Origin of the sequence: Hylemonella gracilis ATCC 19624 (genome assembly GCF_000211835.1) — a bacterium.
Lineage (GTDB): Bacteria > Pseudomonadota > Gammaproteobacteria > Burkholderiales > Burkholderiaceae_C > Hylemonella > Hylemonella gracilis.
Map to the genome: position 1 here is coordinate 33,317 of NZ_AEGR01000081.1, position 22,215 is coordinate 55,531.

The 22,215-nt window shown below is 65.5% G+C and carries 21 protein-coding genes and 1 pseudogene; 11 read left to right on the plus strand and 11 right to left on the minus strand.

The features are described from left to right. Nucleotides 1–74: 74 nt before the first annotated feature. The 3 genes from frc (at nucleotide 75) to HGR_RS12845 (ending at nucleotide 3,143) form a co-directional block, all read left to right on the plus strand. Nucleotides 75–1,322, plus strand: coding sequence for a formyl-CoA transferase (gene frc, locus HGR_RS12835; RefSeq protein WP_006298705.1), 1,248 nt, complete (start codon nucleotides 75–77; stop codon nucleotides 1,320–1,322). A 101-nt stretch (nucleotides 1,323–1,423) separates the two neighbouring features. Continuing rightward, nucleotides 1,424–1,681, plus strand: coding sequence for a hypothetical protein (locus tag HGR_RS12840; RefSeq protein WP_006298706.1), 258 nt, complete (start codon nucleotides 1,424–1,426; stop codon nucleotides 1,679–1,681). A gap of 202 nt (nucleotides 1,682–1,883) precedes the next feature. Beyond that, nucleotides 1,884–3,143, plus strand: coding sequence for a multidrug effflux MFS transporter (locus HGR_RS12845; protein WP_006298707.1), 1,260 nt, complete (start codon nucleotides 1,884–1,886; stop codon nucleotides 3,141–3,143). Here the strand turns inward: HGR_RS12845 and HGR_RS12850 are convergent. Next, nucleotides 3,118–3,450: a YnfA family protein gene (locus HGR_RS12850; protein WP_006298708.1), complete on the minus strand. Its 333-nt coding sequence runs from the start codon at nucleotides 3,448–3,450 to the stop codon at nucleotides 3,118–3,120. The genes HGR_RS12845 and HGR_RS12850 overlap by 26 nt on opposite strands. A gap of 66 nt (nucleotides 3,451–3,516) precedes the next feature. Then, nucleotides 3,517–4,254 carry an acetoacetyl-CoA reductase gene (gene phbB, locus HGR_RS12855; RefSeq protein WP_006298709.1) on the minus strand — a complete coding sequence of 246 codons (738 nt, stop codon included), beginning with the start codon at nucleotides 4,252–4,254 and terminating at the stop codon, nucleotides 3,517–3,519. A gap of 279 nt (nucleotides 4,255–4,533) precedes the next feature. On the opposite strand from phbB, the pseudogene HGR_RS12860 reads away from it, so the two are divergent. From HGR_RS12860 to HGR_RS12870, 3 genes and pseudogenes are all read left to right on the plus strand, one after another. Next, a pseudogene (locus HGR_RS12860) lies at nucleotides 4,534–5,067 on the plus strand (TRAP transporter small permease); the annotation flags it as partial. 122 nt (nucleotides 5,068–5,189) lie between these two features. After that, on the plus strand, nucleotides 5,190–6,488 hold the full coding sequence (locus HGR_RS12865; RefSeq protein WP_006298711.1) for a TRAP transporter large permease: 1,299 nt from the start codon (nucleotides 5,190–5,192) through the stop codon (nucleotides 6,486–6,488). Nucleotides 6,489–6,570: 82 nt separating this feature from the next. Next, the gene (locus tag HGR_RS12870) at nucleotides 6,571–7,602 is read left to right on the plus strand and encodes a DctP family TRAP transporter solute-binding subunit (RefSeq protein WP_006298712.1); all 1,032 of its coding nucleotides are present in this window, start codon (nucleotides 6,571–6,573) and stop codon (nucleotides 7,600–7,602) included. Nucleotides 7,603–7,741: 139 nt separating this feature from the next. On the opposite strand, the gene HGR_RS12875 is transcribed toward HGR_RS12870, so the two are convergent. After that, a complete protein-coding gene (locus tag HGR_RS12875) occupies nucleotides 7,742–9,565 on the minus strand; it encodes a PHA/PHB synthase family protein (RefSeq protein ID WP_406564785.1) in 1,824 nt (607 codons plus the stop codon). A 180-nt stretch (nucleotides 9,566–9,745) separates the two neighbouring features. On the opposite strand from HGR_RS12875, the gene HGR_RS12880 reads away from it, so the two are divergent. Further along, nucleotides 9,746–10,078, plus strand: a complete 333-nt coding sequence (locus HGR_RS12880; RefSeq protein WP_006298714.1) for a hypothetical protein — start codon at nucleotides 9,746–9,748, stop codon at nucleotides 10,076–10,078. Here HGR_RS12880 and pgeF read toward each other — a convergent pair. Further along, nucleotides 10,010–10,822 (minus strand): peptidoglycan editing factor PgeF, encoded by an 813-nt coding sequence (pgeF, locus tag HGR_RS12885; RefSeq protein ID WP_006298715.1) that lies wholly within the window; start codon nucleotides 10,820–10,822, stop codon nucleotides 10,010–10,012. The genes HGR_RS12880 and pgeF overlap by 69 nt on opposite strands. Before the next feature lie 72 nt (nucleotides 10,823–10,894). Here pgeF and HGR_RS12890 point away from each other — a divergent pair, with 72 nt between their 5' ends. Both HGR_RS12890 and HGR_RS12895 read left to right on the plus strand, forming a co-directional pair. Then, nucleotides 10,895–11,197: an antibiotic biosynthesis monooxygenase family protein gene (locus HGR_RS12890; RefSeq protein ID WP_006298716.1), complete on the plus strand. Its 303-nt coding sequence runs from the start codon at nucleotides 10,895–10,897 to the stop codon at nucleotides 11,195–11,197. 129 nt (nucleotides 11,198–11,326) lie between these two features. Next, complete coding sequence (locus HGR_RS12895; RefSeq protein ID WP_006298717.1) at nucleotides 11,327–12,025, plus strand: fumarylacetoacetate hydrolase family protein; 699 nt, start codon at nucleotides 11,327–11,329, stop codon at nucleotides 12,023–12,025. 120 nt (nucleotides 12,026–12,145) lie between these two features. Here HGR_RS12895 and HGR_RS12900 read toward each other — a convergent pair whose 3' ends face one another. From HGR_RS12900 to acuI, 3 genes are all read right to left on the minus strand, one after another. Beyond that, nucleotides 12,146–12,853 carry an Lcl C-terminal domain-containing protein gene (locus HGR_RS12900; RefSeq protein ID WP_006298718.1) on the minus strand — a complete coding sequence of 236 codons (708 nt, stop codon included), beginning with the start codon at nucleotides 12,851–12,853 and terminating at the stop codon, nucleotides 12,146–12,148. A 65-nt stretch (nucleotides 12,854–12,918) separates the two neighbouring features. After that, on the minus strand, nucleotides 12,919–13,566 hold the full coding sequence (locus HGR_RS12905) for an isochorismatase family protein (protein WP_006298719.1): 648 nt from the start codon (nucleotides 13,564–13,566) through the stop codon (nucleotides 12,919–12,921). Between the two features lie 27 nt (nucleotides 13,567–13,593). Then, nucleotides 13,594–14,595 carry an acrylyl-CoA reductase (NADPH) gene (gene acuI / locus HGR_RS12910; RefSeq protein WP_006298720.1) on the minus strand — a complete coding sequence of 334 codons (1,002 nt, stop codon included), beginning with the start codon at nucleotides 14,593–14,595 and terminating at the stop codon, nucleotides 13,594–13,596. Nucleotides 14,596–14,685: 90 nt separating this feature from the next. Between acuI and HGR_RS12915 the strand changes: the two genes are divergently transcribed. Both HGR_RS12915 and HGR_RS12920 read left to right on the plus strand, forming a co-directional pair. Continuing rightward, nucleotides 14,686–15,225 carry a C40 family peptidase gene (locus HGR_RS12915; RefSeq protein ID WP_081463542.1) on the plus strand — a complete coding sequence of 180 codons (540 nt, stop codon included), beginning with the start codon at nucleotides 14,686–14,688 and terminating at the stop codon, nucleotides 15,223–15,225. Nucleotides 15,226–15,344: 119 nt separating this feature from the next. Then, nucleotides 15,345–16,391, plus strand: a complete 1,047-nt coding sequence (locus HGR_RS12920) for an alpha/beta fold hydrolase (RefSeq protein WP_237701416.1) — start codon at nucleotides 15,345–15,347, stop codon at nucleotides 16,389–16,391. A 64-nt stretch (nucleotides 16,392–16,455) separates the two neighbouring features. On the opposite strand, the gene HGR_RS12925 is transcribed toward HGR_RS12920, so the two are convergent. From HGR_RS12925 to lpdA, 4 genes are all read right to left on the minus strand, one after another. Continuing rightward, a complete protein-coding gene (locus HGR_RS12925; protein WP_237701417.1) occupies nucleotides 16,456–18,783 on the minus strand; it encodes a TonB-dependent siderophore receptor in 2,328 nt (775 codons plus the stop codon). 156 nt (nucleotides 18,784–18,939) lie between these two features. Further along, entirely contained in the window at nucleotides 18,940–19,869 is a 930-nt protein-coding gene (locus HGR_RS12930; RefSeq protein WP_006298724.1) for a FecR family protein, read from the minus strand. Next, nucleotides 19,862–20,383: a sigma-70 family RNA polymerase sigma factor gene (locus HGR_RS12935; RefSeq protein WP_006298725.1), complete on the minus strand. Its 522-nt coding sequence runs from the start codon at nucleotides 20,381–20,383 to the stop codon at nucleotides 19,862–19,864. Before HGR_RS12935 ends, HGR_RS12930 begins: the two co-directional genes overlap by 8 nt. A 223-nt stretch (nucleotides 20,384–20,606) precedes the next feature. Beyond that, nucleotides 20,607–22,214: a dihydrolipoyl dehydrogenase gene (gene lpdA / locus HGR_RS12940; protein WP_006298726.1), complete on the minus strand. Its 1,608-nt coding sequence runs from the start codon at nucleotides 22,212–22,214 to the stop codon at nucleotides 20,607–20,609. Between the last annotated feature and the right edge of the window lies 1 nt (nucleotide 22,215).

Sequence of the window (22,215 nt, forward strand, 5' to 3'; positions counted from 1 at the left end):
TCTTGCCTTGGGGCGGTCCGACGGCAAAAATGCCGCATTCACCACAAGAGTTTTTAACTTCTGGAGTTTTTTTCATGACCAAGGCGCTCGAAGGAGTCCGCATCCTCGACTTCACGCATGTGCAGTCGGGCCCCACCTGCACGCAATTGTTGGCGTGGTTTGGCGCGGACGTGATCAAGGTGGAAAAGGCCGGCGAAGGCGATGCGACGCGCGGACAGCTGCGCGACATTCCAGGCGCGGACAGCCTGTACTTCACCATGCTCAACCACAACAAGCGGTCCATCACGCTCAACACCAAGGACCCCAAGGGCAAGGACGTGCTGGTGGATCTGATCAAGCAATGCGACGTCATGGTCGAGAACTTCGCACCGGGCGCGCTCGATCGCATGGGCTTCAGCTGGGAGCGGATTCAGGAAATCAACCCGCGCATCATCCTCGCCTCCATCAAGGGCTTCGGTCCCGGTCCCTACGAGGATTGCAAGGTCTACGAGAACGTCGCGCAATGCACGGGCGGCGCAGCCTCCACCACGGGTGACCCGGACGGCCTGCCCACGGTGACAGGCGCTCAGATCGGCGACAGCGGCACCGGTCTGCACCTGGCCCTGGGCATCGTGACCGCCCTCTTTCAGCGCGAGAAGACCTGCCGCGGACAGAAGGTCAGCGCCGCCATGCAAGACGCCGTGCTCAATCTCTGCCGCGTCAAGCTGCGTGACCAGCAGCGGCTGGAACGCACGGGCGTGCTGAAGGAATATCCGCAGTACCCGGACATCGAGTTCGGAGAGGCCGTGCCCCGCGCCGGCAATGCCTCGGGCGGCGGCCAGCCCGGCTCCATCCTCAAGTGCAAAGGCTGGCAGAAGGACCCGAACGCCTACATCTACTTCATCACGCAAGGCGCGGTCTGGCCCGCCATCTGCAAGGTCATTGGCGAGGAAGACTGGATCACCAATCCGCACTTCGCCACACCCGAGGCTCGACTGCCACACCTGAAGATGATCTTCGCCCGCATCGAGGAATGGACCAAGACCAAGACCAAGTTCGAGGCCATGGACATCCTCAACGAGCATGACATCCCTTGCGGCCCCATCCTCTCGATGAAGGAGATCGCAGAAGACAGCTCCCTGCGCGCCACCGGCACCATCGTGGAGGTGGACCATCCCGTGCGCGGCAAGTACCTGACCGTGGGCAACCCGATCAAGCTCTCGGACAGTCCCGTGGACGTGACGCGCTCACCGCTGCTGGGCGAGCACACCGAGGAGGTGCTGGCCCAGATGGGCTATGGCAAGGCTCGGATCGAAGAACTGCGCAGCGCGAAGGTGATCTGAAACCCCGCAGGGTCCGTATCGAACGTGCGGGGCGAGGCGCCCATCCCGAACTCTGCGGGCCGCGCCCGCCCTTGCACCTGAGAAACCACCTGACAAACGACATGAAACCCCTTGATCGCGACGACCGGCCGCGGACCTTCCCGCACCTCACGCTGCTGGCAGTCCTGGCTTGCGTGCCGCTGCTGAACGCATGCACCTCGCAAGCCTGGTACGAAGGTTCGCGCGCCAGCGCCCGGCAGCAATGCAATCAGCAACCCCCGGGCGCGTACGAAGACTGCATGCGCCGCGTGAACGAAGGCGTGGGCAGCAAGAGCTACGACAGCTACGAACGCGAGCGCGAGGAATTGCGGCGCAAGTAGGTCCCAAGAGAGGGGTGGAGGGACAAGGGCGGCAAGGAGCTGGCAGAGACGGGAAGGCCGGCAATCCATCGTCCAGTCGGGATGAACTTGGTGCGCGCCTGACGGTATCGCGCCCCTGACACGCAGCGTTGGTTTCAGTGGTCGCCAGCACGCTCGCGCAGGGCATGCCACAATCCGCCCCCGCTGTCCTCCGCGCCTTTTCATGCAACAGAACTTCTTGCGCACGGCCCTCGTCCTGGGCCTGCTGTCCGCCGTCGGCCCCCTCGGCATCGACCTCTACCTCCCCGCCCTGCCCCTGATCGGGCATGAACTCCAGGCCTCCATCGGCGCGGTCCAAGCCAGTTTGATGATCTTCTTCATCGCGCTGGGCGTTGGGCAGCTGGTCTATGGCCCGGTCTCGGACATGCTGGGGCGCAAGCCGCCGCTGTACTTCGGCCTGGTTCTGTTCGCGGTCGGCAGCGTGGGCTGCGCCTTCGCGCCCAACGTGGAATTCCTGCTGTTCATGCGCTTCTTTCAAGGGCTGGGCGCCTGCGCCTGCACGGTCATTCCGCGCGCCGTGGTGCGTGACCTCTACACCGGCCACGAGGCCTTGCGCATGATGTCCATGCTCATGCTGGTCTTCAGCGTCGCGCCCATCCTCGCACCGCTGCTCGGCAGCTTCCTGATCGATGCACTGGGCTGGCGCAGCAGCTTCTGGGGCATGCTCGGGGCCAGCCTGCTGGGCCTTGTGCTGATGGCGACCCAACTGCGTGAAACGCGTCCCGCCGAGGTTCGCGCGGCGGAACGCGAGGCGCGCAACGCCCCAGGTACACGGCGGCCAACAGGTGACTGGTCGATGGTGCTTGGCAGCTACCGCACGCTGCTGTCGGATCGGCATTTCCTCGGCTTGGTCTTCATCGGTGCCTTTGGCATCGCCGCCTTCTTCACCTACCTCGCGAACTCGTCCTTCGTGCTGATCAACCACTACGGACTCACGACGCGACAGTTCAGCATCGCCTTCGCCTCGAACGCGGCGGCCTTCATCGGAATGTCGCAACTGACCAGCCGCTTGAGCCGACGCTTCGGACTCAAGCCCATGGTGCGCGTGGCCGCGCACGGCCACGCCGCGGTGATGCTCACCCTGCTGCTGCTGTTTGCCCTGGGCGTCGAAGCCCTGCCCGTGATGCTGGTGTTGCTCTTCATCGGGTTTGGCTTTCTCGGCCTCATCGTGCCCACCTCGGCCATCCTGGCGCTCGAAAGCCACGGACCGATCGCCGGCACGGCCTCGGCACTCCTGGGCACCCTGCAGTTCGGCACTGGCGCGCTGATGATCGCTGTCTCCGGCCAAGTGGCCAATGGCACCGGCCTGCCCATGGTGGCCTGCATCGCGGGCGCCGCGACCATGACATGGCTCTTCGCGCAGACCACGCTGCGCAAGGGCAGCGCCACGGAGAACGCTAGGAGTGCCTCGGCGCGAACATGATGATGGCCATGCCAGCCAGGGCCACACCACCTCCGACGACATCCCACACGCCCGGGCGAATGCCCTCCACCGCCCAAAGCCAGAGCAAGGCGGCGCAGATGTACACACCGCCATAGGCGGCGTAGACACGCCCCGCCGCGGCGGGATGCAGAGTGAGTAACCAGGCAAAAAACGCCAGGCAGAGCGCGCCGGGCAGCAGCAGCCAGACGCTTTTGCCCTCACGCAGCCACAGCCAGGGCAAGTAGCATCCCGCGATTTCAGCCAGCGCGGTCAGGAAAAACAGAGCCAGGGTCTTGAGTTCGGGCATGGGCGCGATCGTAAACGAGCGCCTCCTGCCTGCCAGCGTCAACCAGCCAGCCAGAACGGCAGCGACTCAACCCATGTGCAGGCCGCCGTTGACCGAGAAGTCGGCACCGGTCGAGTACCCACTTTCGTCACTCGCGAGCCAGGCGATGATGGACGCAATCTCGCCCGGCTCCCCCAGACGCTTGACCGGGATGGTGCCCACGATCTTCTCGAGCACGTCGGGGCGGATGGCCTTGACCATGTCGGTGCCGATGTAGCCTGGGCTGACCGTGTTCACCGTCACGCCCTTGCCCGCGAGTTCCTGGGCCAAGGCCATCGTGAAACCGTGCATGCCCGCCTTGGCGGCGGAGTAGTTGGTCTGGCCGGCCTGGCCTTTTTCGCCATTGACGCTGCTGATGTTGATGATGCGACCCCAGCCCTTTTCGACCATGTCGCCCACGACCTGCTTGGTCACGTTGAACATGGAGGTGAGGTTGGTGTTGAGCACGGCATCCCAGTCCTCGCGCGTCATCTTGAGGAACATGCGGTCGCGGGTGATGCCCGCGTTGTTGACCAGCACGTCGATCGAACCGTGCGCCGCCTTGGCCTTGGTGAAGGCCTCCACGGTCGACTCCCAGACACCGACGTTGCCCACCGAGGCATGGAAGGTGTACCCCAAGGCCTGCTGTTCGGCCAGCCACTTGGCATGGTCGCGCGTGGGACCGCAGCCGGCAATGACCCTGAAACCATCACGGTGCAGGCGCTGGCAAATCGCGGTGCCGATGCCGCCCATGCCGCCGGTCACGTAAGCGACTTTCTGTTGCACGGTGTCCTCCTCTGATGTGCGATGTGCGATGTGCCTTGAATCTCCGCAAGAACTGTACCCAAAACCCGGGGGCTGTCTCCCTAGGAAAACACGGGGACGGTCGCGCGACGCCCGGACTAGCGGCTGAGATGCCGTGTCCTAGAATGCCCGCGTCCCACAACGGCATTTGCCGGCGCCCCGGTCACAAGCTGGAAGGCCCGCGTTTTTCCGCGTCCCTGCAGGCTACAGCCCCGCAAGCGGTTCTCATCGCCACGCCATTCCAATTTCCAACAGCGCCTTGTGAACTCCGTCCCTGCAAAGACCCCGGCAACGCCCGTCGCCGCGCCCACTCTCGACGCCGACCTCGACCCATCCGCGCCATCGGATCCTCCTAAACTCGAAGACCGGCTCACCGTCATCGTGATGGCACTGCTGGCACTCATCACCTTCGCGAACGTGCTGGTGCGTTATTTCACCAACCAGTCGTTTGCGTGGACCGAGGAAATCTCGGTCTTCCTGATGATCGTGCTGGCCCTGGTCGGAAGTGCGGCCGCGGTGGCGCGCAACAGCCACATCCGCATCGAATTCTTCGCCGACAACGGGCCAGCGCGCCGCCGTCGCCTGCTCGCGCGCTTTGGAGCGCTGATGACAGCCCTGCTCTTCACCCTGATCGCCGTGCTGAGCAGCCGCACGCTCTACGACGACCTCCGCTACGGCGAAACCTCGCCCGGCATCGGCGTGCCCCAGTGGTGGTACACGGTCTGGCTACCCCTGCTCTCCGCCGTGATCGCGCTGCGAGCGTTCGGCATCTTCTTGCGCCATGGCAAGAAGGGCGAAGACGAGCGACAAGACGGGCCACCGACGGGCCGTTCCCAAGGTGGCCCAGCCCCCTCGGGGGGCAGCGACCCACACGCAGTGGGGGAGCGTGGGGGCCCACCATCAGGGGGGCAAGCCACATGATCGCCATCCTGCTCTTCTCAGCCTTCCTGGCGCTGCTGTTCCTCGGCGTGCCCATCGGGGCGGCTCTGGGCCTGGCGGGCGCGGTCTGTATCGCCCTGGCCAATCTGGACGCGCCCTGGTTCGGCCTGCTGGCCGTGCCGCAGAATTTCTACGCCGGTCTGGGCAAGTACCCCTTGCTGGCCGTGCCCATGTTCGTGTTGGTGGGCAGCATCTTCGACCGCTCGGGCGTGGCCTCTCGCCTGGTGAATTTCGCGGTGGCCATCGTCGGACGCGGCCCCGGCATGCTGCCGCTGGTGGCGATCGCGGTGGCCATGTTCCTGGGCGGCATCTCGGGCTCGGGCCCGGCCAATGCCGCCGCAGTGGGCGCGGTGATGATCGCGGCGATGAAACGCGCGGGTTACCCGCCCGCCTTTTCGGCGAGCATCGTCGGCGCGGCGGCCGCGACGGACATCCTGATTCCGCCCTCGGTGGCCTTCATCGTTTATTCGGTGCTGGTGCCGGGCGCCTCCGTGCCCGCGCTCTTCGCCGCCGGCATGGTGCCGGGGGTGCTCGCGGGGCTGGCCCTGATGGTTCCCGCCGTGTGGCTGGCGCGCAAGCACAAGATGGGGCTGCTGGAGGCCGAGCTGCCACGCCCGCCGTTTTGGCGCAGCCTGCGCGCATCGCTCTGGGGCTTGGCCGCGCCAGTGCTCATCCTGGGCGGCATGCGCGCGGGCTGGTTCACGCCCACCGAGGCCGCCGTGGTGGCGGTGTTCTACGGCCTCTTTGTCGGCATGGTGGTCCACCGCACCATCCGGGTTCGCGACCTCTGCGGCATCCTGCGCGAGTCGGGCGAACTGTCGGCCGTGCTGCTGTTGGTGATCTCCCTGGCCGGCATCTTTGCTTTCTCGCTCTCGACCCTGGGCGTCATCGACCCGGTGACGAACGCCATCGTGCATTCGGGTCTGGGTGAATACGGCGTGCTGGCGCTGCTCATCGTGCTGTTGGTCACGGTGGGCATGTTCCTCGACGGCGTGTCCATCTTCCTGATCTTCGTGCCACTGCTGCTGCCCATCATGCGCCACTACAACTGGGACCCGGTGTGGTTCGGCGTGGTGCTCACGCTCAAGGTGGCGCTGGGCCAGTTCACGCCGCCGCTGGCGGTCAACCTGATGGTGTCCAGCCGGATCGCCGGCATCCCGATGGAAGCCACGGTACGTTGGGTGGGCTGGCTGCTGGTGTCCATGGCCTTGGTCATGGTGCTGGTCATCGCCTTCCCGCAGCTCGCATTGTGGCTGCCCAACGTGTTGGGCTACTGAGTTCGAGACCTGGCCCCACACGCCCTGATTTTTGACCCGAGTTTCACGCGATCACACAACGCAACCCCAAGGAGACAAAACCATGACACTGCATCGCATCGTCCAAACGCTGACCGCCGGCCTGGCAAGCGCCTTGCTGGCCTGCGCCGCGCTGGCCCAGAGCAACTACAAGCCCGAGTACCGCATGTCGCTGGTGCTGGGCCCGCCCACGCCCTGGGGCCAGTCCGGCCAGATCTGGGCTGACCTGGTGAAGGAGCGCACGCAAGGGCGCATCAACATCAAGCTCTACCCCGGGGTCTCGCTGATCCAAGGTGACCAGACGCGCGAGTTCAGCGCCATCCGCCAAGGCATCATCGACATGGCCGTGGGCTCCACCATCAACTGGTCGCCCCAGGTCAAGCAGCTCAATCTGTTCTCGATGCCCTTCCTGATGCCGGACTACAAGGCGGTGGACGCACTCACGCAAGGCGAGGTGGGACTAGAGATCTTCGCCGCCATCGACAAGGCGGGCGTGCTGCCCCTGGCCTGGAGCGAGAACGGCTACCGTGAGCTGACCAACTCCAAGCGCGCGGTCCGCTCGCCGGCAGACCTCAAGGGCATGAAGATCCGCGTGGTCGGCTCGCCGCTGTTCGCCGACATGTTCACGGCCCTGGGCGCCAACCCCACGCAGATGAGCTGGGCCGACGCGCAGCCTGCGCTGGCCAGCGGCGCGGTGGACGGGCAGGAAAACCCGCTCTTCATGTTCCCCTTGCTCAAGCTGCACAACCTCGGCCAGAAGTTCGTCACCACCTGGGGCTACATGGCCGACCCGCTGGTCTTCGTGGTGAACAAGGACGTCTGGTCTTCGTGGACGCCGGCCGACCAAGCCATCGTGCGCCAGGCTGCCATCGACGCGGGCAAGCAAGGCGTGGCCATCGCCCGCAAGGGGTTGGTCGAAGCCGACAAGCCGCTGCTCAAGGAGATCGCAGGCTTTGGCGTGACCGTGACCCAACTCAGCCCCGCCGAGCGCGACGCCTTCGTGAAGGCCACGCGCCCGGTTTATGACAAGTGGAAGCAGACCATCGGCGTCGATTTGGTCAACGCGGCGGAAAAGGCCATCGCCGCGCGGAAATAAACGCGCACGACACCTCAGACGACGGGGGGAGCCACGGCTCCCCTTTTTTCTGCCCTGCCCCCCGCGCCTGAGGTTGTGCGCTGGCTTTGGGCCTCGATTCTGATTCGGACCCGCGCCCAGCCAGGCCAATGTTTGAGGCTCAGGCCTGCTGCCGAACGTAGCGCCCCGGCGCCGGCTCAAGGGCCTTGTATTTGCCCTTGCCAAACTTCTTCGGGGCCGGGACCAGGGGGCCGGCGTGCTGGTCCAGCCACGCCGCCCAGTCAGGCCACCAGCTGCCGGGTTGCTCTTGCGCGCCCGCCAGCCAATCGTCCAGCCGTGGTGGCAACTGTCCATCGGCACGCACCCAATGGCTGCGCTTTTTTTTCTCGGGCGGGTTGATGACGCCCGCGATGTGCCCCGACGCGCCCATCACGAAACGCCGCGGTCCGGACAAGACCTGGGTGCTGGCATAGGCGCTGCCCACGGGCACGATGTGGTCCTCGCGCGAGCCGTAGAGGTAGGCCGGCAGGTCGACGCTGCGCAGATCGACCGCCTCGCCGCAAACGGTCAGCCGCCCAGGCTGGGCCAGATTGTTCTCAAGGTAGGTGTTGCGCAAGTACCAAGCGTACCAAGGGCCAGGCAGGTTGGTGCTGTCACCGTTCCAGTACAGCAGGTCAAAGGGCGGCGGCGTCTCGCCCTTCAAGTAGTTGCGGGCCACATAGTTCCAGACCAGTTCAGAAGGACGCAGGAAACTGAAGGTGGCGGCCAGCTCGCGCCCGGGCATCACGCCCCCTTGCGCGAATTGCTGCTCACGCAAGCGCACTGCCGCCTCGTCGATGAACACATCGAGCACGCCGGTGTCGGAGAAATCCAGGAAGGTGGTGAGCAAGGTGAGGCTGGCCACCGGCTTCTCTCCGCGCGCCGCCAGCACCGCGAGGGCCGTGCCCAGCAAGGTGCCGCCGACGCAAAAACCCAGCGCATTGATCTGGCCCTGACCGTCGGCCTGCTCCGGGTCTGAACCTGAGGCGTCGCTCTTGTGGGGCTTCTGGGGCTTGTGCGCGGCAATCTCCCGCGTCACGGTGATGGCGCGGATGACGGCGTGCTCCACATAGTCGTCCCAGGTCTTGGTCGCCAGGCTGGCGTGGTCAGGATCGGCCGGGTCGACCGGCGGATTGCGCCAACTGATGACGAACACGCGGTGGCCCTGCGTGAGCGCGTAGCGGATCAAGGAGTTGCCGGGCTGCAAGTCCAGGATGTAGAACTTGTTGATGCACGGGGGCACCAGCAGCAGAGGTCGGGCGTGCACCTGCTCCGTCAGGGGCTGGTACTCGATCAACTGGAACAGTTCGTTCTCATAGACCACCGCGCCCGGCGTGGTGGCGACATTGCGGCCCACCTCGAACTGACTCGCGTCCGTCATGCTCACTTGGCCTCGCCCCAAGTCATGCAAGAGGTTCTGCAGGCCTTGGGCCACGCTGCGCCCCTGGGTTTCGATGGCCTTGCGCTGGGCCTCCCGGTTGAAGGCCATGAAGTTGGCGGGCGCGCTGGCAGCCACCCATTGATCGACCCCAAAACGGATGCGCGCACGGGTCTTGGCATCGGCCTGCACGGCCTCGGCCATCTGCGTGAGCAGGCGCGCATTGAGGGCGTGCAAGGCCTGGGCCGTGTCTTCCTTCCAGCCTTCACGGCCCAGCTGGACGCAGTCGTTCACGTACTGCTGCTGCAAGGACTGCAAGGTGTCGGTCGGAATGCGCGGCAGCTCGTGCAAGGGAAAGGCTGACGCTGGGATGCCTGGCGTCAAGCTGCCCCCGGCGGGAGGCACGGCCGCCGGGAAGGTCGCTGCCCCGGGCGCTGCGCCAGCAGGCCAGCTGAACAGCCCTTGCAGCCCCGGAGCCACCCCCTGCGCCATGGCGGCGGCGTACGTGGCCAACTGCGCCTGCTGGGCCTGAACCACGGCGTGCATCCACGCCGACCAGGACGACATCGCATCGGCGGTATGCTCATGCCCCCGCGCATTCTGGCCTTCTGCCCCGCTCGCCCCGTTCATGTCCGCTCCTCGCATCCAGCACGGCAACATGCCGCGCCCTCGGTTCGGTGCCCAGTATTGCAGGCGCCGCCCGCCGTGCCAAGGCACGGCCTGCTTCATTCCTCGGGTATAGCCCCCATGTTCCTGCCCCTGATCGCGATCGCGTGGCTTTATGTCGCCCTCATGATGGCCGTGGCCGAGGCCAGCAGCCCGATCGGCAGCCTGCTGGGCGCCATCGTCACCTTCCTGCTCTACGGCGTGGGCCCGGTGGCGCTGCTGCTCTACATCCTGGGAACACCACTGCGCAAGAAGCTGCGGCGACTGAGGGACAGCCGCGAGGACCAGGTGAGCGAGTCGGCCACGACCGAGGGCTCCCAGCCAGCCGCCGGGGACTCACCAGCCTCAGCCCAGCCAGATGCAGGCGGCCATGCGGCCGCTGACGCGGTCGCGCCGGTGCGAAAAGAACCGTGAACGCTGGGTGACGGTGCACCAGCTGTCCGAGCCGTTGTTGCCATAGATCTGCTGCACGCCCAATGCGTGCAGGCGCTGCCGTGCCAGGCCAGGCAGATCGGCCAGCCACTTGCCGGTCTTGCCGGGCACGGGCCGGAACAGGGACGCAGCCTGCCGGTCCCAAGCCTCGAACGCGGATCGCACGTCCGGCCCCACCTCGTAGGCCATGGGGCCGATGCAAGGCCCCAGCCAGGCCAGCAAATCGCTGGGCAACAGCCTCTGCCCCTGCGTGCGCAACTGGGTCAGCACGGCCCGTTCCAGGGTTTCCAGCACACCATCGCCCCCTTCGCCCGACAGACCGCGCCAACCCGCGTGGGCCGCCGCCACGAAGCGGCCTTGCCGGTCGGTCAGCAGCACGGGCAGGCAATCGGCGATCAGCACCGTGCAGACCACGCCGCGCTCTTGTGTCCAGCAGGCATCGGCCTCATTGCCCTGGGATGTGAAACGGTCCAGACGCAGCACCTTGTTGCCGTGCACTTGCTGCATGAAGACCGGATGGGCCTGCAGCGCCTGGGCCAGCCGGGCCCGATTGCGGCCCACGGTCAGCACATCGTCACCCACGTGATCACCCAGGTTGAGGCTGTCATAAGGCGACACGGACTGCCCCCCCGAACGCGTGGTGCAGAGGGCGTGCACCGCGGCAGGCACGGGCCATTGGGGACGAAGCCAGTCGGGATGGGGGCCAGGGCGGGAAGCGGAATTCATGCCGCAAAGGATAAGCGAGAATGCCAGCCATCCCAACCCGGAAAAAGCCATCAGCGCAGGAGCACTCGACCCATGATTCTGGAACTCGCCGACATCCGCATTCAACCCGGCCAGCAGGCCGCCTTTGACGAGGCGATCCAGCGCGGCTTGGCCACCGTGATCAGCCAGTCGCGGGGCTACCGCGGCCACAAGGTCAACAAGGGCGTGGAAAGCCCCGAGCGTTACATCCTGATGATCTTCTGGGAGACCCTGGAAGACCACACCGTGCACTTCCGCCAATCCCCCGCCTTCACCGCCTGGCGCGCCATCGTGGGCCCCTTCTTTGCCCAGCCGCCCCAGGTGGAACACTTCACGCTGCTGTCGAAAAGCAACTGACCCTGCCCAGGCCAGGCTCGGTACCCCGCCGGGCGCCGCGTCGTCCCGCACGGGGCGATGTCTGTGGCCTGACGACGCCGGTGACTCGCCCCCCTCGCACAGAACCCTCCCGATAAGGAATTGGCTTCCATGTCTTACGTCATCCCCGCCCCCGCACCCGTCTCCGTGCCCGTCGTCGGCCGCGCCGAGCGCTTCCCCGTCAACCGGGTTTACTGCGTGGGCCGCAACTACGTGGCGCATGCCCAGGAAATGGGCTTCACGGGCCGCGAACCGCCCTTCTTCTTCATCAAACCGGCCGACAGCTGCCTGGTGGTGGAGGCGGGCCAAACGGCGCGGCTGCCCTACCCCAGCCTGACCCAGGATTACCAGCACGAGATCGAACTCGTGGCCTGCATCGGCAAGGGCGGCATGAACATTCCCGCGGACCAAGCCCGCCAGCACATCTGGGGTTACGCCGTGGGCCTGGACATGACGCGCCGCGATCTGCAGGGTGAGCAGAAGAAACAAGGCCGCCCCTGGTGCATCGGCAAGACCTTCGAGGCCGCCAGCCCCATTGGCCCCATCACACCCGCGGCGGACGTGGCCGCCCAGATCGAAAGCGCCGAGATCACGCTCGCGGTCAACGGACAGACGCGCCAAAAAAGCGACGTGTCCAAGCTGATCTGGAACCTGGGCGAGATCATCGAGCACCTCAGCCGGGCCTGGCTGCTCAAGCCTGGTGACCTGATCTACACGGGCACGCCCGAAGGCGTGGCGGCGCTCCAGCCAGGTGACGTGCTGGCGGGCCAGGTCAGCGGGCTGACGCCGATCCAACTGCAGGTGGTGTGAGGCGCAGGGGGCTTGACTTGAGTCGCACCGGGCGCGGCCCCGCCGTGGGGCCCGTGCTCATCGCCTCTGTGGCTTAAGTCAAGCCCGGGTCTGGCCCGAACCCTGAACAGCGATGCAGGTTCAGGGCTGGTAGGGCCGCACCAGGCGGACCACCAAGGCCGTGCCGCGCGAGACATCGCCCCTCGACTCCCCATTGCCGAGATGCACGGCCCAACCCAGGCGAGCCGAGAGGCGTTCCTGGCGGTTGGTGCTGCCGCTGGCGATGTTGTCGTAGTTGTAAGGGTTGGTCTGCGCGACGTTGATGCTGGCGTTGCCGCTCCAGGTCCAGTCCCTCGGATCGCCTGGGAAGAGCGTGGCGCTGGCGGGGTCGTCCTTGAGGCGACGCAGCTCGTGGATGCGCGGCAGGCGCCACGCCACACCGTCGGCCTTGGCGCGCGCGGTGGCCAAGGCCTGGGCGGTGGTGTAGGTCATCAAACGCGCTTCACCTGCGCATTGGTGGCCGTTCCAGGTCATGCCCTCCACGCAGCGCAGCCACGCCAGCTTGTTCTGCGCATCGAGCACGTAGGCACCGTCGGCGCTGAGCACCAGGGCAGGGCCTGCCGCCGCACCCTCGGGCTTGAGCTTGGGCGTGGGCTTGGACTCCACCTTGCCTTGAGTCTTGCTTTCAGCCGGCGCCGCAGTCACCTCGCCCCCGACGGGCGGTGCGCTATCGGGCGTGGCCTGGGCCCGTGCCTGGAGGTGCGCCGCCCCGATGCCTAGCCCCACGGACAGGACCAGCAGCGCAAGCCGATGTCTGTGCAGGCGTCTCAGGCTCATGGTGCGGTTCATGCCAGGGGCTCCTCTGTCTGGTGATCGCGGACCACGCAGCCCACGCATCGTCTCATTGTCCAACTTCACGCCACCGCCGCTTTGACGATGCGCAAGGTTTCGGCGAAGGCCGGGTGCTCGGCCGAGCGCAGCCACTCAAAAGCCACCATCTCGGTCGTCACCAGTTCCGCCCCAGCCCCCGCCAAGCGATCGAAGGCGGCATCTCGGTTACGTTCCGTGCGCGAGGCACAGGCATCGGTCACCACCCAGACATCGAACTCCTCTTCGAGCAAGGCCAAGGCCGTCTGCATGAGGCAGACGTGGGTCTCGCACCCCGCCAGCACCAGGGTGCCCCGCTCGGGAACCGCCTCCGGCTTTTTCTGCAGGTGTTTGGGCAGACTGCGGGCATTCCCGCCTTGGGCTTGCTGGGTCTTTGCAGGTGGGCGCAGCAATTCACCCAGGCCGTCGGCGACGGCATTGAAACTCATCTTGGCGAAGGACTTGCCACCTGCGACCTGTTGGGTCTGGGCCACGAGCGTCTGCAGATCGGCTGACGTGGCGCCCAGTCCGCCGGGGTTCTCCTCGGTCAGCCAGACCGGCACCTTGAACAAGCGCGCCAGTTGCGCCAGGCGTCGGGCATTGGCCAGGGCCAGCGCGCCCTCGTGCAAGGCAGGCAGCAGCTTGGCCTGGTAATCCACCAGCAGCAGTTGAGAGTCGTCGCGTTCCAGCAGCATGTCGTGTGTGTTCCTGAAAAAAATTCGTCAAGCCGTGATTCTGACAACGATGCGGCCGCGCACCTGCCCCGCCATCAGCTGTTGGGCTTTTTCCAGCGCCGCGGACAGCGGCACCTCCTCGGTCATGTGTTCCAGCAAGGCCGGGTCGAGGTCGCGTGCCAGCCGATCCCATGCGCGCTGGCGCTTCGCGCGGGGCGCCATCACCGAGTCGATGCCCACCAGTGTGACCCCGCGCAAGATGAAGGGGGCCACCGTGCCCGGCAGGTCCATGCCCTGCGCGAGACCGCAGGCGGTCACCACGCCGCCATAACGCGTCTGGGCCAGGGCGTTGACCAGGGTGTGCGAGCCCACGGCGTCCACCACCGAGGCCCAGCGCTCTTTCTGCAAGGGCTTGCCAGGCGTGGCGAGTTCGGCGCGGTCCATCACGGCCGCGGCCCCCAAGGCCCGCAGGTAATCCGACTGCGCCGACTTGCCGGTCGCGGCGGTGACCTGGTAGCCCAGTCGGCTCAACAAGGCCACGGCGATGCTGCCCACCCCGCCGGTCGCGCCGGTCACCAGCACCTCGCCCGAAGCCGGGGTGATGCCCTGATCTTCCAAGGCCAGCACACTGAGCATGGCGGTGTACCCGGCCGTGCCGATGGCCATGGCTTGACGGGGCGTAAAGGCCGTGGGCAGGCGCACCAGGCCATCCCCCTTCAGGCGCGCCGTGGCGGCCAGGCAGCCCCACAGCGTCTCGCCCACGCCCCAGCCGTTGTGGATGAAGGCATCGCCCGCGCGCCAATCCGCGTGGCGCGATTCGAGTACCGTGCCCGCGCCATCGATGCCCGGCACCATGGGCCACTTGCGCACCACGGGGCCCTTGTTGGTCAGCGCCAAACCGTCCTTGTAGTTGAGCGTGGAGTACTGCACGGCCACCGTCACATCGCCTTCGTTCAGGGGCGGCAGACTCGCCTCGTCCAGGGTCGTCAGACGCGCGGTGAAGCCTTCGGGCCGGCCGTTGGCTTGGTCCAACAAAATTGCCTGAAACATGTCTTTTCTCCTCGTAAAAAAGCCTTGGAATGCGGCAGGATCGGCGCCGAACCCTATGCTAACCGGATGCCTTGCGCGCCCCACCCGAAGATGCCCCTGACCCGCGCCCACCCAACCGCGACGCTGAGTGCCCTTGCGCTGACCTTGGCCGTGACGGCACTGCTGCACGGTTGCGCTTCGCCGCAGCGCTGGGCCGGCGAAACCTATGACGACGGCCCGCATGCCGCGGTGCACGACGGCGCGGAAGACCGCCGCGCCGAGATCGTGGTCGCCGCCATGGGTGCCCTGGGCACCCCCTACCGCTATGGCGGCGGCAGCTACGAAGGCGGCTTTGACTGCAGCGGCTTCGTGCGCGCGGTCTACCAGCAAACCTGGGGGGTGACCCTGCCCCGCCAGTCCGCGCAGCAGGCCCGCGCCACGCGCGCCATCACGCGGCGTGATCTGCAACCGGGCGACCTGGTCTTCTTCAACACCGTGGGCCAAGCCTTCAGCCACGTGGGCATTTACGTGGGCGATGACCGCTTCATCCATTCGCCCAAGGCGGGGGCCAGCGTGCGCATCGAAAACATGCGTCTGCGCTACTGGGACGACCGCTTCAACGCCGCGCGGCGTGTCAGCCCCCCGAGTTGAAAGGCCGCCAGGGTGCAGGCCAAGGTTATGCTCGCGCCTTCCCGCTGGGGCTCCTGCCCGCGCAAACCGCCGTGCACCTTCGCCGCTTTCCCTGTTTTTCCTACACGTTGAGCTTTCCCGTGCCACGATTTTTCCTTCGTTATTGTCTCCTCGCGGCCTTGCTGACCTCTTGCGTCTGGCTGCCGGCCCGCGCTCAGTTGCTCAATTTCCTGCAACCGTCCGACCCAAGCTACCTGACCGCCGAGCCCCTGAGCATCACGCTCGAAGGCTGGCCCTACCCCTACCCGGTGAGCCTGCTGCAAATCTCGCTGGAGGGGCAAACCGTGCGCATGGCGTACATGGACGTGCGCCCCAAGAGTCCCAACGGCCAGACCCTGTTGCTGCTGCATGACCAGTACTACAGCAGCGACTACTGGGAGCGCACGCTGCGCACCCTCAGCGACTATGGCTATCGGCTCATCGTGCCCGACCAAATCGGTTTCGGCCGCTCCTCCAAGCCGGACATGCCCTACCGTTTTGGTCTGCAAGCCCAGTCCACGCTGCGCCTGCTGGACCACCTGCAAATTCCTCAAGTGGCCGTGATCGGCCATGGGATGGGCGGCATGCTGGCCGTGCATTTCGCGCGGCGCTACTCGCAGCGCGTGAGCGCGCTGGTGCTCGAGAACCCCGCGGGACTGGAAGACTACGCCGCGCTGCCGCCGGTCAACACCGAGGTCATGACACGGCAGAATTTGCTGCTCACGCCCACGGCGTACCGGCGCGAACTCAAGTCTCAGTTCGCGACTTGGCGTCCGACCTACGAGCGCCACGTCGAGCAGTTCGCGCGCCTGCAACTCAGCAGCGAGTACCCGCGGCATGCACAGGTCGCCGCGCAAACGCAGCAAATGATCCTCGAAGGTCCGATCCTCAACGAGATGCCGCGCCTGCTGGCCCCCACCTTGCTGATCATCGGACTGAAAGACCGCACCGTGCCGGGCCAGCGCTACTACCCGGCCGACGTCATCAAGAACTTGGGCGACTTTTCCAAGCTCGGCAAGGACGCGCAAGCCCGCATTCCCGGCGCGCAACTGCGCGAACTGCCGGACATCGGGCACACACCTCACCTGGAAGACCCGGACTATTTCATCGCGCTGGTGACGGATTTTCTGTACAGCAAGAAACCTTGATTCAGGCGACGCCGGAAACCCGCCTCTTTTGTCAACGTCGCTGACGCTGAAGCGAGTTTCTCGACTACCAACGGTACGTTGTGGTCATCACGACCTTGCGCTGTGTTCCGAAGTAGCAACTGCCGTAGCCGCAATTGGCGATGTACTCCTTGTCGGTCAAGTTGCTGGCATTCAACGCCACGCTCCAGTGATCAATGTCATACCCGAGCATGGCATCCAACAGGGTGTAGCCGGGTATTTCGGTCGTGGCCGTCTCGTAGTTGCCGTTCGTCGGGCCGACATGGCGCACTCCCAGACCCAACTTGAGGCCGGTGGAGAACCGGTAGTCCCCCCAAAGCGAAAGACGTTGCTTGGAAACGGCCGAAGCCTGCTTACCGACTTCGGCGGGATCCTCGCTGCGGGTCACGTCAGCCTTGGGCGTGTAGGCATAGGCCACAGTCAGGTTCAAGCCTGCCATGGGCGTGACCACGGCTTCGAGCTCAAGACCGCGCACGACGATTTCCCCCGTCTGCTTGGGCGTTCCGGTCGCTGGCTCGTAGGTGACGTACTTCTGGCGGCGCAAATCAAACATCGCGGCGCTGTAAATGGCTTTGAGGTTTGCGGGCTGGTAACGGACGCCCGCTTCGATCTGGCGCCCGGTTTCGGGATCAAAGGCATCCCCCGTGTCCGGGTTGATGGTCGTGCTCGGGATGAAGGAGGTGGCGTAACTCGCATACGGCGCCCAGCCACTCGGGTGTAGATAGACGAGACCAGCACGACTGCTGAACTGGCCGTCAACCTGGGATGACCTGGCATCCGCCAGGTGATCGTCGACGTCGATCGTGGCACGGTCGTAGCGACCGCCCACCGTGGCCACCCAGTTTCCCCACTTGGCCTGGTCTTGCAGATAGAGCCCGGCTTGCACGAGTCGGGTCCGCAGATCCATGTCCGCGGGGCCAATCGTCACCGGTCCGCCATACACCGGGTTGTAGAGGTCGAAATCGGTGGCTGTACCGCTGAAATAGCTGGTCTGGTCAAAGCGTCCGTTCTGATAGTCGAAGCCAGCGAGCAGGGTGTGATGCACCGTCGCGCCGTTGATCTCCAGCTGGGCTTGATGGTCCATCGTGAACAAGTTGGTCTTTTCCTTGCTCGCATGCACCCGACGCGTGATCTGACGATAGTTGACGGGGTCGCTTGGGTCGGAATTGACGGTCACGAAATCACGCAGCGAGACCTGGCCGAAGTCCATGTCCAAGTGGGCGTAGCGCACGTTCTGGCGCAGGGTCACGACGTCGTTCGGCTTGTGCTCAAGCAGGTAGCCCACCGACCACTGGTCTTGATCCAGGTGATTGAAATCGGGTTCGCTGATGTAGGTGTTGGTGGGCAACTTCGTCCCGGCGGGGGTCTTCACCAGGGTCCCCTGCTCTGGCAAGCTGCGCACATAGGTGCCTGCGCGGCTGCGCAGGACATGCGATAAGAGCGTGAGCGAGGTTTGCGCGGAAGGCTTGAGCGTCAGCGAGGGCGCCAGATAGAACCGGTCGTCGGGCATGTCGCCCTGGGGCAACTCCGCGTCGCGTACCAGACCGACCACGCGGTACAGCGCCGTGCCATCCTCACCCACGGACCCAGAGAAATCTCCCGCAAGCTGCTTGCGCGCATCGCTGCCGACTTGCACCTGCACCTCATTGCGCTGCTCGCCCAAGGGCTGCTTGCTGACCAAATTGACCATGCCGCCAGGACCATTCTGGCCATAGAGCACCGAAGAAGGCCCTCGCAGGATTTCAATGCGTTCGAGGCCGTAGTTTTCGGTCTGCCAAATCGCCCAATAACCGTTGTTGCGCAGTTGCAGACCATCCTGATAGAAGCCCGGCGCATAGGCTTCGAAGCCTCGGATGACCATCCAGTCGTAGCGCGAGTCCGTGCCGTAGGGAGCGATCTCAACACCCGGCGTGAAGGCCAGCACGTCCTTGATGTTGGTCGCGCCCATGGCTTCGATGCGATCCGCCGTGATCACGGACACCGACTGAGGCGTTTCGACCAGAGGCGCGCCCGTCTTGGTGCCCGCGGCGCTTTGACGTGCCACATACGCCACGCTGCCCTCCGTGGCCGAGACGCGAACTTCGGGCAGGGGACGTGGCGTGCTCGGCGGCGAGCGACGCAGCTGATAGCTTCCGTTGGCACCGGGCACGGCTTCCAGCCCGCTGTCTTCCAGCAGTTTGCTCAGAGCGGCAGCGGGGGTGTAGTTGCCCTCCAGCATCGGCGCCTGCTTGCCCGTGAGCAGACTGCTGTCGGCGCCAATCAGCAAACCGGTCTTCGCTGCCAGCTCGGTCAGCGCTCTGTCCAGCGATTGAGCCGGGATGCGCAGTGGGATGGCAGTCTGCCCAGTGGTTGAAGACTGGGACCAAACTGGCAAGGTAAGACCCAGGCACAAGGCCAAGCAGGCCAGCCGAAACGGGGGACGGCGGAACGCAGGTCGCACAAGAAACTCCTCAAAGTTGGTGAAAACAGCTGTCTCACCAACAATGACCGGCGACACCGGCATTCGGGCAGTCCCAGACCGTAAAAATTTCTACGGCGCTTCCAGCCACACCACATAGGGTGTCAGTTGGTCGATCTTGAGCTGGAGGTTCTGGGCCACGATGCGCAAGGCGGCGTCGGTGTCATCGAGTGGCAGCACGCCCGTGAAACGCAAGTTCTTGAGCTTCTCTGCATCCCTGATCGTCAGCATGCCGGAGCGGTAACGCGACAGTTCCGCGACGACCTTCTCCACAGGCGCCTCGTTGAAGACCAGTCGCGCTCTGGTCCAGGCCAGCGCCGCCGTCGTCGTCAGGACCGCGGTTCTCGCGCCGACCGCTTGATCGGTGTAGTCAACGCCCTCGCCTTCTTTCAGCACGATGGGCTCGTCCGGATGCAGGCGACTGGCCACCGCTACGGTGGACTCCAAGACCTCCACGCGCGTGTCCGTCGCTCGCTGATCGACGATGTAGCGCGTACCCAAGGCGCGCGCTGATCCGTCACGGCCGGTGACCACGAACGGCCGACCGGTCTGGTCCTTGGCGACCTCGGCCAGGACCCTGCCCGCATGCAGGCGGATTTCTCGCTTGTGCGCATCCATGCGCACATCGACCGCCGTGCCGCTGTCCAGCGTCAACGCACTGCCATCCAGCAAGACGACGCGGCGCACCTCGCCCAGCGCGGTACGCTGATCGGCCATCCAGCGCTCCGTCGGCAGCAGCACCCATGTCACGAGCATCAGGACGATGGCAACGGCGACCGATGCCTTGCGACGAGGCTTGGGTGCGTCCACCGCCTGCCACATCTGCCGCATCTGCCGGAACACGCGTTCGTGGCGCGCGTCCTCGGCGCACCATGCGCGACAGGCCTCCTCGCTGGCGGCACGTTCCTGCTCGGTGCCCGCGCCCTCGATTTCGACGATCCACTCGGCCGCGCGGTCACGCAGGGCGGTCAGCGGATCCGAAAGAGGCCGCTCTTCAGCCATGGGCGTTCAAGGCATGAAGACGCGCATGGCAGTGCGCCAGTACCTTGGCAAGGTACTGCTTGACGCTGCTCTCGGAAACGCCCAACTCGGCGGCGATCTCGGCGTACGACTGGCCGTCGACGCGCGCCATGAGAAAGGCGCGCCGAGGTTTTTCGTCAAGCTCGTCCATCAGCAGGAGCATGGTGTGCCCCAGCAACTGACGCGTCGCGACGATGTCCTCCGGGCTGTGGGCCAGGCTGTCCTCGGCAAGGACCGCCATGGCGCGTAATGCCTCTTCCTCGAGCTTGCGCCGGTGAAACTGGTTGATGAGCAGATGGTTGGCCGTCACCAGCAAATAAGCGCGCGGCTCGCGCAGCACCGGCAGTTGCGGCAAGGCCAGCAGCTTGACGAAGGTGTCCTGCACGATATCGGCCGCCTGATGCAGACAGCCCAACTTCTTGCGCAGCCAACCTTGCAACCAGCCTCGGTGGTTGGCGTACAGAGTGGCGAGGGGATCGACGGAATTCGTGGACACGGCGGCTAGAGATCACACCGACTGATGAGCATGGACGCATGCAGCCCAACAGTATTAATTGAGAATTATTCTCATATTTGACACGAAAAACCTCTGGCCGTCAATCCGTCAGCCCTGAGTCCGCGCCAGCAGACGCAGAAGACGCAGCGGTTCAAGCAATGAAAAGCCCAAAGCCCAGGCGGTTACCCGCCTGGGCTTTGGGCTTGAGCAGCTTCAGAACCGCTTATTTCTTCTGCGGCGGCACGTCCGTGCAACTGCCGTGGGCGATCTCCGCCGCCATGCCGATACTCTCGCCCAGCGTGGGGTGCGGGTGGATGGTCTTGCCGATGTCCACGGCGTCGGCGCCCATCTCGATGGCCAGGACGATCTCGCCGATCATGTCACCCGCGTGCGTGCCGACGATGCCGCCGCCCACGATGCGGTGCGTCTCCTCGTCGAACAGCAGCTTGGTGTAGCCCTCGTCACGCCCGTTGGCGATGGCGCGGCCGGAGGCGGTCCAGGGGAACAGGCCCTTCTTGACCTTCACACCCTGCGCCTTGGCCTGGTCTTCGGTCAGACCCACCCAGGCCACTTCGGGGTCGGTGTAGGCCACGCTGGGGATCACGCGCGCGTCGAAAGCGCTGCTGGCCAGCTCCGGGTTGCCCTGCAATTCACCGGCGATGACTTCCGCCGCCACATGCCCTTCGTGCACGGCCTTGTGCGCCAGCATGGGCTGGCCCACGATGTCGCCGATGGCGAAGATGTTCGGCACATTGGTGCGCATCTGCACGTCGACATTGATGAAACCCCGGTCCGTGACGGCGATGCCGGCCTTCTCGGCGGAGATTTTCTTGCCATTGGGCGTGCGGCCCACGGCCTGCAGCACCAGGTCGTAGACGCCTTCGCTCTTGGTGCCGTCCAGGCCTTCGAACTGGACCTTGATGCCTTGCGGCGTGGCTTGCGCGCCCACGGTCTTGGTCTTGAGCATCACATTGTCGAAGCGATGCTTGTTCATCTTGTCCCAGACCTTGACCAGGTCGCGGTCGGCCCCCTGCATCAAGCCGTCCATCATCTCCACCACGTCCAGGCGCGCGCCCAGGGTGCTGTAGACCGTGCCCATCTCCAGGCCGATGATGCCGCCGCCGACGATCAGCATCTTCTTGGGCACCTGCGTCAAGGCCAACGCGCCTGTGGAATCCACCACGCGCGGGTCCTCGGGCATGAAGGGCAAACGCACGGCTTGCGAGCCCGCCGCGATGATGGCCTTCTTGAAGGCCACCACCTGCTTCTTGCCGGTTTTTTGCTGGGCCGCGCCCGAGGTCTCTTCCACTTCGAGGTGGTTGGCACCCGCGAAGGAACCGTAACCGCGCAGCACCGTGACCTTGCGCATCTTGGCCATGGCACTCAGACCGCCGGTCAGCTTGCCGATCACCTTTTCCTTGTGGCCGCGCAACTTGTCGATGTTGAGCACCGGCTTGCCAAATTCCACGCCCAGGTCGGCCATGTGGCTGACCTCATCCATCACGGCCGCGACGTGCAGCAGGGCCTTGGACGGAATGCAACCCACGTTCAGGCAGACACCGCCCAGGGTGGCATAGCGCTCGACCAGAACGACCTTGAGGCCCAGATCGGCCGCGCGGAAGGCCGCCGAATAACCGCCGGGGCCGCCGCCGAGCACCAGCACGTCGCACTCCACGTCGGCGCTGCCACCGAAGCTGGCCGCCACGGGGGCTGGCGCAGCAACGGGTGCGGGCGCCGAGGCCGCGGCGGGGGTGGCAACAGGGGCCGCCGGTGCCGGCGTGGCTGCAGCACCCGCCGCCTCCAGCATCAGCACCACCGAGCCTTCCTTCACC